The organism is Spirillospora sp. CA-128828 (genome assembly GCF_050945415.1).
Taxonomy (GTDB): domain Bacteria; phylum Actinomycetota; class Actinomycetes; order Streptosporangiales; family Streptosporangiaceae; genus Spirillospora.
Map to the genome: position 1 here is coordinate 5,175,837 of NZ_CP191986.1, position 12,183 is coordinate 5,188,019.

Here is a 12,183-nt window from a genome sequence, read left to right on the forward strand (position 1 = left end):
GCTACTCGTCGTCGAGGGCGAAGTTCAGGTAGCGGTCGGCGGAGCGGCGGACGGCGTTCTTGCCGTCGGTGTGGACGATCTTCTTCCACCAGGCGCCGTAGACGCGGTCGAAGTCGTAGGGCTCCAGGAGGCGGAGGGCGCGGCGGACCGCACGGGGACGTTCCGGGATGAAGTTCGGGTAGCTGTACATGAAGCTCACCCAGTCGCGGTCGTTGACGACGGTAAGGATGTCGCCCGAGAAGAGCGCGCGGGCGTCCCGCCAGTGCAGGACCTGGCCGCCGTCGAAGTGGACGCCCGCGTTGATCAGCGTGAGGCCGTCGGCCAGCTCGTGGGTCTCGCCCGTCCAGAAGGTCACCGCGTCGTCCGGGCGGGCCACCCACTGGCGGTCGGCCTCGTGGATGTAGACGGGGGCGTCGAACGCGTGCGCCCACTCGATCATGCTGCCGTAGAAGTGCGGGTGGCTGATCGCGATGGCCGAGACGCCGCCGAGCTCGCCGACCCGCCGGACCAGTTCGTCGTCCAGGTAAGTGATCATGTCCCACAGGACGTTGCCGGACGGCGTGCGGACGAGCAGGGCGCGCTGGCCGATCGCGGTGGACGGCTCGGCACCGATCCCGACGACGCCCGGGTCCTCCTCGGCGACCCGGCCCTGGTGATCGGCGCGCAACCGCTCCAGGGTGGTCCACTTCTGACCGTCCCAGCCCACGTACTGCCGCTCGTCCTCGCAGATCGGGCAGTCCGGACGGGGCCCGCCGTACTGGACGCCGCACGTCACGCAGATCGGAAACTCCATGATCACCATTGTGCAGCGCCCGGACGTCCAACCCGCGGCCAAAACCGACACCGGGATCGAGACCCGAGCTGCGAGCAAGCCCGGGGACGTGGCCGGGGGCGCGCTGGATCGGCTGAGACCGGTTGCTGCACCGTTCGTGGCGGGCGGGCCATCGGGGGTGGCGGTGCGTGACCGGCTCAAGGGCCTGTCGACCGGGGATGAGCGGGTGCTGCGGCTGGTCGGCGCGCATCTGGGGTCGCTGGCCGGTCGTGATCTGAAGGCCCGCTGCACCGATGCCCTGGATCACGACGCCGATCGCTGGGCGGCCCGCAAGCGGGAACTGACCGCCGAGTCGTCGGCGCGGTGGGCCGGGAGCATCACCAAGGCCATGCACGATCAGTGGGCGCTGGCCCGCCGGGGCAAACTCGTTCACATCCAGTCTCTTGAGGCCGGGGGGCGGACGCTGGAGCACAGGCTGTCGCTGCCGATCGGGCAGAGGGGCACCCGGAGGGCGCTGGGCGGTTACCGCTCCAAGAAGGAGTGGTTCGCCAAGTCGCGCCGTCTGGGTCCTGCGGGACCGCCTCACCGCCGGGCACGCCGACTGGGACGCCGGACTCGTGCGGCTGGTGCGAGGTGGCCGCAGATTGCTCAACACCCGGGATCATCTAGAGACGGCCGGGCTCATCGAAGCCCAATGGCGGGAGCAATGGGAGGCCGCTACATGCTGACGGCCCGGGTCACCTTCCCCCATCGGGGCGTCGAATGGGCCGACCGGGTCGAGGCGAACCGGGCGGTCGCCTACCGCATCCACCTGGATCCCGGCCGGGGCCGCTGGTATCTGACCGCGTCGCGGCAACGCGCCACCGTCCCGACAATCACTCTGGACGCCGTACGCACCTGCGGCGTGATCGGTGTCGACACCAACGCCGACCATTTCGCCGCGTGGCGGCTCGACCGGCACGGCAACCCGATCGGCGATCCCATGCGGTTCGAGTACGCCTTGTCCGGGCCTGCCGCCCATCGGGACGCCCAGATCCGGCACGCCATCACCCGCCTGCTGCACTGGGCCGAAAGCTGCGGGGTGGCCGCCATCGCGATCGAGGACCTCGACTTCGCCGCCGAGAAGACCCGCGAGAAGCACGGCCACCGTAAGAGGTTCCGGCAGCTGATCTGCGGGATGCCGACCGGGCGACTCAGGGCCCGGCTGGTGTCGATGGCCGCCGAGGCCGGTGTGGCGATCGTGGCCGTGGACCCCGCCTACACCACAAAATGGGCCCGGAACTGGCGGGAGCCCTTGACCGGCAAGAGCAGGAAGGTGTCCCGGCACGATGCGGCGAGCATCGCGATCGGGCGACGCGCCCTCGGGCATGCGATCCGGCGACGGACGCCACCGCCCCGTACCCACCAGAGCGATGGGCACGGGCATCGGAGCATCCAGGCCGATCATGAGGCCCCAGGACGTGAGGGACCCCGCCACCCCGTCACGGACCGTGCACTCGATGCACGCCGCCGGACAGGCGCAACCAGAACGCGGGGAACCAGCGCATCCAACACCGTTCGGGATGCGCGCAGTGCCAGGATGTGTGGGCAAGACTCACTCCTGGAAACTGATGAGGAACGGTCATGGACTGGCGCGACGTGATCGACGAGGTGGACGCGGGCGTGGAGCGCATCGCCGGGACGCTGGGGAAGCTGACCGACGATGATCTGCGGGGGCAGTCGGCGCTGCCGGGGTGGAGCCGGGGGCATGTGGCGACGCACATCGCGCGGAACGCCGACTCCCTGTGGAATCTGCTCGAAGGGGCGCGGACGGGCGTCGAGATCCCTCAGTACGCGAGCCTGGACGCGCGGAACGCGGCGCTGGACGAAGGCGCGGGACGCGGCGGGCCCGAGCTGATCGAGGACGTCATCGCCACGGCGGCGCGGTTCTCCGAGCAGGCCCGGACCCTTCCCGAGGATGCTTGGAACGCTCCGGTGAAGGCGATGCTCGGCTGGCCGCACCCCGCCTGGTACACGGTGTTCCGGCGCTGGCACGAGGTGGAGGCGCACCATGTCGACCTCGCCGCCGGGTACGGACCGGCCGACTGGCCGGAGCCGTACGTCCGATGGGCGTCGGCCGCCACGCTCGCGGACATGGCGGCGCTGCCGGAGAAGTCGCTGGGCGCGCTGGCCGGATACCGGATCACCGCGACCGACTCCGGGGACACCGCCGACCTCGGCTGGGCGCCCGGGGCGCCGGAGGCGTCCGGATCCGCGCGGGCGCTGCTCGGCTGGCTGAGCGGCCGGTCGGACGGCGCGGGCGTCGGCGTCCGGCCGGACGGGCCGCTGCCGGTGCCGCCGCCCTGGCCGCACGAGCCGGCCGGCTTCTAAGGTCTGTTTCGAAGTCCCGGTGGGGGTTCGTTGGACAGCCGGGTTCGTGGTCGGTGTCTGCCCGGCGTGACCACCGCGCCGCCCGGTGTGGGCGGAAGTGGTTCATCCGGGGTCGGCACCGTACTGTTCCGGGTTCGCCGAGCAGAGGCCGCCCGCCACCAGTCCCGCCGCCGGATGTCGCGACGGCGGCGTGTGATGTGGGGGTCGGCTGCCGCCTCCCCTCCCCCGGAACCGCCGGAACCGGGGGAGGGGATGGGTGCGGTTGACTCGGACAGGGCTCCAGGCAGCCCTGGCCCGCCGGCGCGCAGGGCGTGGCGGGAGCTGTGGAAGTCCACCCGTGCGGTGGACGGATCTTCGGGATCGTCGAAGTGGATGAAGGCTGCGAGGGAGGCGGAGACCAGGTCACGGTCGCCGGTGAGACCGCAGCCGCCGTCGTGGACGGGGCAGGTGTGGGTGCGCACGCCCAGGTGTTTGGGGGTGCGGCGTCCGCAGGGGCAGTGCTGCGACAGCGCGGTGGTGTGGGTGGAGGCGCGCAGCAGCCGCCCGCCGGTCCTGGCGCATTCGGTGGCCAGAGCGGCGATGAGCATGCCAGGGGTGAACCGGGCGCAGGCCCGCCCCCACAGCCGGAACCAGCCGGTAATGCGGCAGTCCTCGACGATCAGGTTCGCGCCGTGCACCGCCACGATCTGGCCGGCGACATCCCGCGCCCGGGTGACCCGCGACTGGGCGGCGCGCCGGGCGTCGGCTGCGTCGCGGGCGCGCAGCCGCCGGTAGGAGTTCGACAGGCTGTCGCGGCGCGCGGAACGAAGGGGTTTGCCGTCCGCCCGGGCGATGCGGGGTCCGCCGGGAACTGGGACCTGTCTTTGCGGGAGACCGGCGGCGACGCGGCGCTGTTCGCGCTCGCGCTGCCGTCGGCCGAGCTCGTAGTGGGCCGCGTTGGTGGCGCGGCGGGAGCGTTCCAGCGCCCGCCGCCGACCCCGCTGTTTGCGTTCCCGGCGGGCGGTGCGGGCCTGCTCGGCAGGGGTCGGCACCACCTTGGACGACGCCACTGCGGAGAAAATCACCATCGCGCGGCCCGCCGCCTGCTCGGCGTCCGGCGTGCCGTTGCCGTTTCCCGGGTCGGGGCCGGTCGCTGCACCGGCCGTGCCGGCCGCGGTGCCGGGCTCGTCTCCGACGGGTGCCGCCGTGGCGGGCAGGGATACCACCGCCAGGTTGGAGACGTTGCCGTCCACCCCGCCCCGGCGGTCGGCTGGGGCCGCCGCCCGCCGTGCCGCCGTCGACACCGGCACGAACGCGGGCTTGAGGACCATCAGATGCGCCTCGTAGGCCCACCCGCCGGGCTCGGTTGGATCGCGGCGGCGCACCAGATCCACCTTGTGCCACACGCCAGGATCCCCCAGCGTGTGCACCAGATGAGGCCACTGCCCGGCGCCCTGCGGCAGCCGCACCGGCACCACCACGTCCCCGCGCCGCCCGTCCGGGCCCCCCGAGTACACCAGCACCAGCGGCCCCGCATACTCCCACCACACGCCTTTGCCGCCCCGCATCCGCGGCGCCACGGGCGTCGGCGGGGTGCGGCGTTGGGCCAGCACACTGGCCCCCGCGGGCAATTCTGCCGCCTGCTGGGGTGTCACGTCCTGGGGCAGGCCGGGCGCGGCGTAGGCCGATAGGTGACCGGTCAGAGTGCCGTGCAACCGGAACGTCTCCCACTTGCGGGCCGTCGTGTGCGAACGGGCCCGGCCCGGGATACGGGTGAACTCGTGCCATGAGCCGGTTGCGGGCAGGCCGTGGCGGAGGCCGGACGCATCGGCGAACAGATGCCGCTGCACCCCGGCCCATACCTCGTCGGCGATGTGCATGGCCACGGCCTTGGACAGGTGATGCCGCAGGTGCCCGGCGGCGTCAAGATGCCGGTAGGCCGCCCGCTCCAACGCCTCCCGCGTCAGCCCCAGACGCTCGCGCCATACGGCGGCCTCGGCCGGTGTGCGGCGGTGCCGCCACCCCGCCCGGTACGCCGCCGCACGACTGCGAGCATCACCCCGCACCGCCCGTTTCAGATTCCACGCCGCCTGGAACAGGCCCTCCAGCCGGTACCGGGCCGCCGGGTCGGGCGCCAGCCTGAGCCGCACCACGGTCACCTCGTCCGGCCGCCGCCACGCCACGGCCTTGTTCCTGCCCCGGTGGCGACGCCCGGCAGCGGGAACGGACGGGACAGCCGCCGTATGGGCGCCATTCCCCGCATGGCCGATAGCAGACTGTTCCATGACGGACACGTTACGTCACCATCATCGAACATGCAATCGAAGCCCTGGCGTGTCGACTTAGTCGTCGTCGCCGACGAGCCGGTGCAGGACGTCCGCCGAGCGGACGATGATCGCGCTCCGGGCGACGGTCAGGCCGTCGCGGACCGGCTCGGCCGCCAGGATCTGCGCGACCTTCCGGCGGCCCATGCCGGCCCAGCGGCCGAGGTCCTGCTGGGACACGGGCACCCGCACGAGGACGCCCTCCTCGGTCACGCCGTCCGGGCGCTCCTCCTTGGCCGGGGAGCCGAACCGCGCCACCAGGCGCAGCAGCCGGCCGGCGAGGCGGCGTTCGGGGTCGTCGGGGAAGTGGGCGACGCGCAGCTCGTTGGAGTCGCGGAGCCGTTCGGCGAGGACGGCGGCGACGGCCCACACCGCGCCGGGGTGGGCCTCCAGGACGCCGCGGAACCGCGCGGCGGGCAGTACCAGGGCCTCGACGCGGGTCGCCGCCTCGACGTTGGCGTGCCGGATGCCGCCGTCCACCGCCTCCAGCTCGCCGACCAGGTCGCCCGGCCCGAGGACGTCGAGGATGGCGATCTCGCCCGCCCGGTCCACCCAGACCTTCACCGCGCCGGAGCGCAGGACGAACACCTGGGACGCGCGGGTGTGCTCGCGCATCAGGAACCTTCCCGGCCTGATCACCACGGTGGCGCCCGCCTGCCGCAGCGCCTCCTGGGCGCGCGGGGTCAGCGCGTCCCAGAACCGGGTCGTCTCCATCTCGCCTCCTCACCGGACCCGACCCCGGGCCGGGACCGCGGCAGCCCATGATCGGGTGCCTCGTGTCCAGTGAACGCGGCGCTGCGCCGATGGACTACGTCGTTTGTCACATGTCGAGTGATCTTTCGGATTCGAGCAGGTTGTCGAGGGCCCGGACGCGCCGGACGCAGTCCGCCGCGGCGGCCTGGTCGCCGAGCGCCTGGTGCAGGTCGCGCAGCAGTTCCAGGGCCTGCCGCAGCCCGCGCCGGTCGTCCATGTCGCGGCGGATGACGATCTCGGCGGTCACGTGCTCCACCGCGCGGGCGTGCTTGCCGATCAGCCGGCTCGCGCGGGCCATCGTGTGCAGCGCGTACGCCTGCTCGCGGGTGGCGCCGAGCTCGGCGGCCAGGTCGAGCGCCCGCCGCCCGTTCTCCAGCGCCTCGTCGGCGTGGCCGAGATCGAGGTGGATGGCGGCGAGGTGGACGAGGCCGGTCGCCTCGCTGTGCCGGTCGCCGACCTCGCCGAGGAAGCGCAGCGCCTCCAGCTCCCGCTCCAGCGCCTCCTCGGGGCGGCCGGCGCGGCGCAGCACGGCGGCGAGGGTGTCCATGCCGACGCCGAGTCCGTACCAGTCGCCGCCGGACTCGCGGATGCCCAGCGCCTGCCGGGCGGCGCGCTCGGCGTCCTCGGGCAGGCCGAGCCGCGAGTAGGTGCGGGCCAGGCTGCCGAGCGTCCCGGCCATCCCGCCCTGCGCGCCGAGCTGGTGCCACAGGTCGAGTGCCTCCAGGCCGAGGACGAACGACTCCTGGTTGCGGCCGAGCCGGCGCATCACCACCGACAGGTGCTCCAGGTCGTTGGCCTCGCCGTGCTGGTCGCCGATCTCGCGCCGGATCTCCAGCGCGCGCAGCAGGTGCTCGCGCGCCTCCCGGTACCGCCCGAGGCGCCAGTGGACGATCCCGATCTGCGCGAGCGCCTCGGCCTCGCCGTGCCGGTCGCTGGTGTCACGGTGCAGCCGCAGCGCCTGCCCGCAGTAGGTGAACGCCTCGGCGAACCTGGTGGCGTCGCACATGAGCATGCCGAGCGTGGTCAGCGCCCGCGCCTCCCCATGGCGCGCACCGAGGGCGCGATAGGTGCGGAGTGCCTGTTCGGCGTCCTGCTGGGCCATGTCGCGGAGGCCGAGCGTGGCGTTCATCCGCGCCAGTTCCGTCAGTGCCTCGGCCGCGCCGTGCATGTCGGCGAGCTCCTGCCGGATGGACAGGCCCTCCAGCGCGTGCGACACCGCACCGTGGACGTTTCCCTGCCGCCGGTGGACGCCGGCCACGATCAGCAGGGTCTCGGCCACTCCCGCCTGGTCTCCGATCCGGCGGCGGACCCCGAGCGCCTTCGCGGCGTGCTCCAGAGCCGTCTCATAGTCGCCGAGGCCCAGATGGGCGCGGGCGAGCGTGTTGCGGCTCTTCGCCGCGCCCGCGTCGTTCCGCAGCTGCTCGTGGATGTCGAGGGAGCGCCGGGCGTGGTCGATCGCCGTCAGGTACCGGCCCAGCGTCACATGGACGCCGGCGAGGGTGGCCAGGACGGCGGCCTCCCCGTACCGGTCGGGTGGGTCGACGGCCCGGAACCCGCGCCGCGCGTCCTCCCCGTACCCGATGGCCTCGACAGAGCCGCCCAGCTCGAAGTGCGCCATCGCCAGGTTGTGCAGCATGACCGCCGCCGCCGCCCAGTCCTCCTCCGTGCGGGCGGCGTGCAGGCCCACTTGGTGGACGGCGATGTTGTCCTCGCTGTAGCGGCGGAACTCCTGGAAGTCGAAGAGCGCGTCGGCGAGTTCCCAGCACGTCCGGTGCAGGCCGAGCCGGGCGGCCTGGTGCACCGCGGCGACCAGGTTGCGCCGCTCGGCCTCGAACCAGGCGAGCGCGGAGGCGCGTTCGGCACTGGACGGACGTTCCCGCGTCTCGCCCTGGTGCATCGCGGGGCGGGGCCGTCCCGCGATGGCAGCGCCCGCCTCGCGCGCCTCGGCGAGGTAGCCGGCGAGGAGCCGCCGCTGCGCCGCCTGCAGCTCGCCGTCGGAGTCCTCAAGGAGCCCGCGCTCGCGGGAGAACTCGCGGAGCAGATCGTGCATCCGGTAGCGGTCCGGGCCCACGTCGTGGACCAGGTACGCCTGGCGCAGGCCCTCCAGGCATTCGCGGGCCTCGTCCACCGTGCCGTCCCGCAGTGCGGCGAGGGCGGTGGGCGTGAAGTCGGGACCCGCGACGAGGCCGAGCCTGCGGAACGCCTGGCGCTGCCCGCGGCGCAGGCCCCGGTAGGCGACGTCGAACGTCGGGTTCACGACGGCGCTCAGCCCCGGCCCGGACGCGCCGTGCGCCGCGCCGTCGCCCAGGCCCGCCCCCGCGAGGCCCGGTCCGTACGGCGCGGCGTCCCGCACGTCCCGGGCGGCCAGCTCCCGGACGGTCCCGGCGATCGACACCCCGGGGTTCTCGGCCAGCCGCCCGGCCATGACGCCGAGCGCCAGCGGCAGGTGGCCGCACTCGCGGGCGAGCCGCACGGCGGCCCGGTGCTCGTCCCGGACGCGGGCGTCCCCCGGCCCGAGCACGTTGGAGATGAGGTCCACCGCCTCCTGCGTCGCCATCTCCCGCAGTTCCAGCGTCCGGATGTCGGCGCCTTCGAGCAGGGCCGGCAGCCGCCGCCGGCTCGTCACGACCACCAGCCCGGACGCCATCGCGGCCAGCAGCGGCCTGACCTGCTCGGGCTGGACGGCGTTGTCGAGGATCAGCAGCATGCGGCGGTCGCCGAGCAGCGACCGGCACTGCGCCGCCAGCTCCGCCTCCGTCCGCGGGACCTGGTCGCCTGGCACGCCCGCCGCGCGCAGCACCTGCCCCATCGCCTCCGCCGGGGTGACGGGGCTGCGGGACGTGCCGCGCAGGTCGGCGAACAGGACGCCGTCCGGGAACCGGTCGACGACCCGGTGCGCCCAGTGCAGCGCCAGGGTGGTCTTGCCCACCCCCGCCATCCCCTGGACGATCACCGCGCGCGGCCACGCCGACTGGCCGACCAGCAGGTCCAGCTTGCCGAGGCTGACCGTCCGGCCCGCGAAGTAGGGGTTGTCGGCGGGCAGGCGCACCGCGGGCGGACCGCCCGGGGTGTCCCCGCCCGCGGTGTCGAGGCGCACCGGCTCGCGCGCCGCGATCCCGGCGTCCCCCTCCGGTCCCCGCCCGGTCTCGGGTCCCCGCTCGGGTTCGGCGGCCGGCCACTCGTCCCCCCACGGGCTGGCGGCGCGGCGCAGCCGCTCCATGTCCAGCACGGTCAGCGGGCGGGCCCGCCGGTCGAGGATCCCTTTCGACCGCCACATCCGGAACCACCGGACCAGCGTCTCGCGGGAGATCCCCGCCCAGTTCGCCAGTTCCGCCTGGCTGAGCCGCAGCGGGATCTGCGTCCCGGGCCCGGGGCGGGGCTCACCGAACCGGTGCGCGAGCTCCAGCAGGTGGTAGGCGAGCCGCTGCGGATGGTCGGCCGCCCGCACCGCGTGCCGGCGGCCGCCGTACGTGACGCTCTCCGAGATCGCGTGCATCATCGCTTCGGCGACCTGTGGGCTGGCCGCCAGCAGGCTGCGGAACTTGCCGCGGTCCACGCGCAGCGCCGTGACATGGTCCAGCGCGGAGACCGTGCCGCGCTGCGGATGCCCCCACGGGCCGAGGACGCCGACCAGGTCCCCGGCCCCGAACAGGTCGATGATCGACTCGTCGCCGTCGCTGGAGTCCACGAACTCCTTGGCCACCGCGTTGCTCGCCGCCCGCGGCGACGCCTTGAACACCACGTAGACGGCCGGCGCGACCGATCCCTGGTGGCACAGCATGCCGCCGGGCGGGATGTCGGTGCGCCGGCCCATGGCGCGCAGGGCCTGCCGGTCGGTGGGGGCCAGCCGCTCCCAGAAGCTGCCCGGCCGGACGTCCAGGGCGAACCCCGGGGCCGTCCCCCCGCCGCGAACGTCGCCGATCACCCGGTCATCCTCCCGCCATCGCCGCCGCCAGCGTCCAGAACAGGAACAGCACCGAGGTGGCCACCGCCCAGGCGACGGCCTGCCAGGACAGCTCCCCGCAGCGGTGCGCCGCCGACAGCAGCCGGCGCAGCTCCACGTCGCGGACCCGGTCGTCCAGCGCGACCGACGAGGCGAACGGAGTCCACGGCGCGCCCGGGTCGACGGGCGAGCCGGTGCGGCCGCGCACCTCGCCGAGCACCGCCACGAGCGTCCGGCGCGACCGGACCGCGTAGCCGGCCGAGATCGCGAACGAGCCGGACAGCACCGGCAGCAGCGCCAGCGCGGCGAGGCCGGGCAGACCGGCCGCCAGCCGGGTGACGGTTCCGACCAGAACGAGGGCGAGGAACACCGCGGCGATGGCGGAGTCCCGGCCGCACAGCCGGACCAGCGTGCAGGCGTGCCGGAGGAGGTCCTCCGGCTTCTCCCTGTCCGGTCCGGGACGGAATGCGGTTACCAACGCTTCACCGTCCTCACGGGGTCGATCCTGATCTTCCATTTCTCATACTGCGCTGGCAAGACGGGAACGTCCGTCCGTATGCGCACGGTTCGGCTGCGTCTGGTGACTCATTCGCGCCACGTACCCGGGGTACCGGAGATCGCGGGCGCCGATGATGGAAGATGGTCTTCGAACGACCCACGGGAGGACCCATGACCTACACCGGGAACGTCGAGGCGGGCGGACGTCCCGATGTCCGGGAGCTGCCCGGGCTGACGGTCACGAAGGTGGCGGTCGGCCCGTACGACAACAACGCCTACATCCTGCGCTGCACCGCGACCGGCGAGCAGCTCCTCATCGACGCGGCGAACGAGGCGTCCCGGCTGCTGGAGCTGATCGGCGACGGTCCCCTGGCGCGGATCGTCACCACGCACCGCCACGAGGACCACTGGATGGCGCTGAGCGAGGTGGTGCGGGCCACCGGCGCCCCCGTCGTGGCCCACCCGCGCGACGCCGCGCCCCTCCCGGAGCCGGTCGCCGAACCCGTCGACCACGGCGACACGGTCACCGTCGGCGACGCGTCCCTGGACGTCATCCACCTGCGCGGTCACACGCCCGGCTCGATCGCGCTGCTGTACGACGCCGGCGGCGAGCTCGCCGAGCGCCCGCACCTGTTCACCGGCGACAGCCTGTTCCCCGGCGGCGTCGGCAACACCTGGGGCGACCCGACGCGTTTCAAGCAGCTGCTCTCGGACGTGGAGGAGCGCGTCTTCGACCGGCTCCCCGACGCCACCTGGTTCTACCCGGGCCACGGCAAGGACTCGACGCTCGGCCGGGAGCGTCCCTCGATCCCGGAATGGCGCGCCCGCGGCTGGTGACTCTCCCGGGTCGCCCCGGAACAAGCGGTGCCGGGTGTTCGTTGGCCACAACACACTTCCGGCCCGAGCCCAGGAGGCGACCATCCGCGAACCCCACGAGGCGGACCCGGGCCCCGCGCTGCGCTACCCGGCGGGCTCCCTGGTGCTGGTCGCCGGCCTTCCGGGAGCGGGCAAGAGCACGCTGCTCAACCGCCTGTACGGGCTCAACGGCGACGAGACGGAGCCGGTGCGCGCGGGCGACGTCCGCGTGATCGACTCACGCCAGTCCCGCAACTGGTGGGCACGGTTCCTGCGGCCCGTCCCGGTGCGGCTGCGGACGCCGATCGTCCAGGCCACCCACGTCTGGCGCATCGGACGGGCGATCGTCGCCGGGCACGGCGTCGTCGCCCACACGCGCGGCACCTGGCCGCACATCCTGCACCTCTTCGCCTGGCTGGCCCGCCGCCGCGGCGGCCGGCTGCACCTGATCCTCATCGACGTGGCCCCCGAGACCGCCCGCGCCGGCCAGTTCGCCCGCGGCCGCGTCACCACCTCGACCACGTTCGCCCGGCACTGCCGCCGCTGGCGTCCCCTCATCGCCCGCGCCCGCAGCGGCGGCCCCCTCCCGCCCGCCGCCGGCGTCACGGTCCTCGACCGCGACGCCGCCGACAAGCTGCAGGCCATCCGCTTCACCTGACGGACTCGCCGCTCACCGGCCGCGGCGCCTG

General features: G+C 73.9%; 9 protein-coding genes. 4 read left to right on the plus strand and 5 right to left on the minus strand.

Going from position 1 to position 12,183, the window contains the following annotated elements:
- Position 1: 1 nt before the first annotated feature.
- Positions 2-793 (minus strand): MBL fold metallo-hydrolase, encoded by a 792-nt coding sequence (locus tag ACQPXG_RS25390; RefSeq protein WP_433461613.1) that lies wholly within the window; start codon positions 791-793, stop codon positions 2-4.
- On the opposite strand from ACQPXG_RS25390, the gene ACQPXG_RS25395 reads away from it, so the two are divergent.
- Both ACQPXG_RS25395 and ACQPXG_RS25400 read left to right on the plus strand, forming a co-directional pair.
- Positions 792-2,414: an IS200/IS605 family accessory protein TnpB-related protein gene (locus tag ACQPXG_RS25395; RefSeq protein WP_433461614.1), complete on the plus strand. Its 1,623-nt coding sequence runs from the start codon at positions 792-794 to the stop codon at positions 2,412-2,414. The two genes, ACQPXG_RS25390 and ACQPXG_RS25395, sit on opposite strands and share 2 nt — an antisense overlap.
- Complete coding sequence (locus ACQPXG_RS25400) at positions 2,396-3,142, plus strand: maleylpyruvate isomerase family mycothiol-dependent enzyme (protein WP_433461615.1); 747 nt, start codon at positions 2,396-2,398, stop codon at positions 3,140-3,142. Before ACQPXG_RS25395 ends, ACQPXG_RS25400 begins: the two co-directional genes overlap by 19 nt.
- Here the strand turns inward: ACQPXG_RS25400 and ACQPXG_RS25405 are convergent.
- From ACQPXG_RS25405 to ACQPXG_RS25420, 4 genes are all read right to left on the minus strand, one after another.
- Positions 3,139-5,304 (minus strand): hypothetical protein, encoded by a 2,166-nt coding sequence (locus tag ACQPXG_RS25405; RefSeq protein WP_433461616.1) that lies wholly within the window; start codon positions 5,302-5,304, stop codon positions 3,139-3,141. The genes ACQPXG_RS25400 and ACQPXG_RS25405 overlap by 4 nt on opposite strands.
- 159 nt (positions 5,305-5,463) lie before the next feature.
- The gene (locus ACQPXG_RS25410; RefSeq protein ID WP_433461617.1) at positions 5,464-6,159 is read right to left on the minus strand and encodes a Crp/Fnr family transcriptional regulator; all 696 of its coding nucleotides are present in this window, start codon (positions 6,157-6,159) and stop codon (positions 5,464-5,466) included.
- A 106-nt stretch (positions 6,160-6,265) separates the two neighbouring features.
- On the minus strand, positions 6,266-10,123 hold the full coding sequence (locus tag ACQPXG_RS25415; protein ID WP_433461618.1) for a tetratricopeptide repeat protein: 3,858 nt from the start codon (positions 10,121-10,123) through the stop codon (positions 6,266-6,268).
- A 4-nt stretch (positions 10,124-10,127) separates the two neighbouring features.
- Positions 10,128-10,619 (minus strand): hypothetical protein, encoded by a 492-nt coding sequence (locus ACQPXG_RS25420; RefSeq protein ID WP_433461619.1) that lies wholly within the window; start codon positions 10,617-10,619, stop codon positions 10,128-10,130.
- Between the two features lie 191 nt (positions 10,620-10,810).
- Here ACQPXG_RS25420 and ACQPXG_RS25425 point away from each other — a divergent pair, with 191 nt between their 5' ends.
- Entirely contained in the window at positions 10,811-11,476 is a 666-nt protein-coding gene (locus ACQPXG_RS25425) for an MBL fold metallo-hydrolase (protein ID WP_433461620.1), read from the plus strand.
- A 34-nt stretch (positions 11,477-11,510) separates the two neighbouring features.
- Positions 11,511-12,152, plus strand: coding sequence for an ATP-binding protein (locus ACQPXG_RS25430; RefSeq protein ID WP_433461621.1), 642 nt, complete (start codon positions 11,511-11,513; stop codon positions 12,150-12,152).
- Positions 12,153-12,183 lie beyond the last annotated feature (31 nt).

Coding starts and splice junctions, on each gene's coding strand:
- ACQPXG_RS25395 (WP_433461614.1), top strand. CDS start 792: ATGATCACCATTGTGCAGCGCCCGGACGTCCAACCCGCGGCCAAAACC.
- ACQPXG_RS25390 (WP_433461613.1), bottom strand. CDS start 793: ATGGAGTTTCCGATCTGCGTGACGTGCGGCGTCCAGTACGGCGGGCCC.
- ACQPXG_RS25400 (WP_433461615.1), top strand. CDS start 2,396: ATGGACTGGCGCGACGTGATCGACGAGGTGGACGCGGGCGTGGAGCGC.
- ACQPXG_RS25410 (WP_433461617.1), bottom strand. CDS start 6,159: ATGGAGACGACCCGGTTCTGGGACGCGCTGACCCCGCGCGCCCAGGAG.
- ACQPXG_RS25425 (WP_433461620.1), top strand. CDS start 10,811: ATGACCTACACCGGGAACGTCGAGGCGGGCGGACGTCCCGATGTCCGG.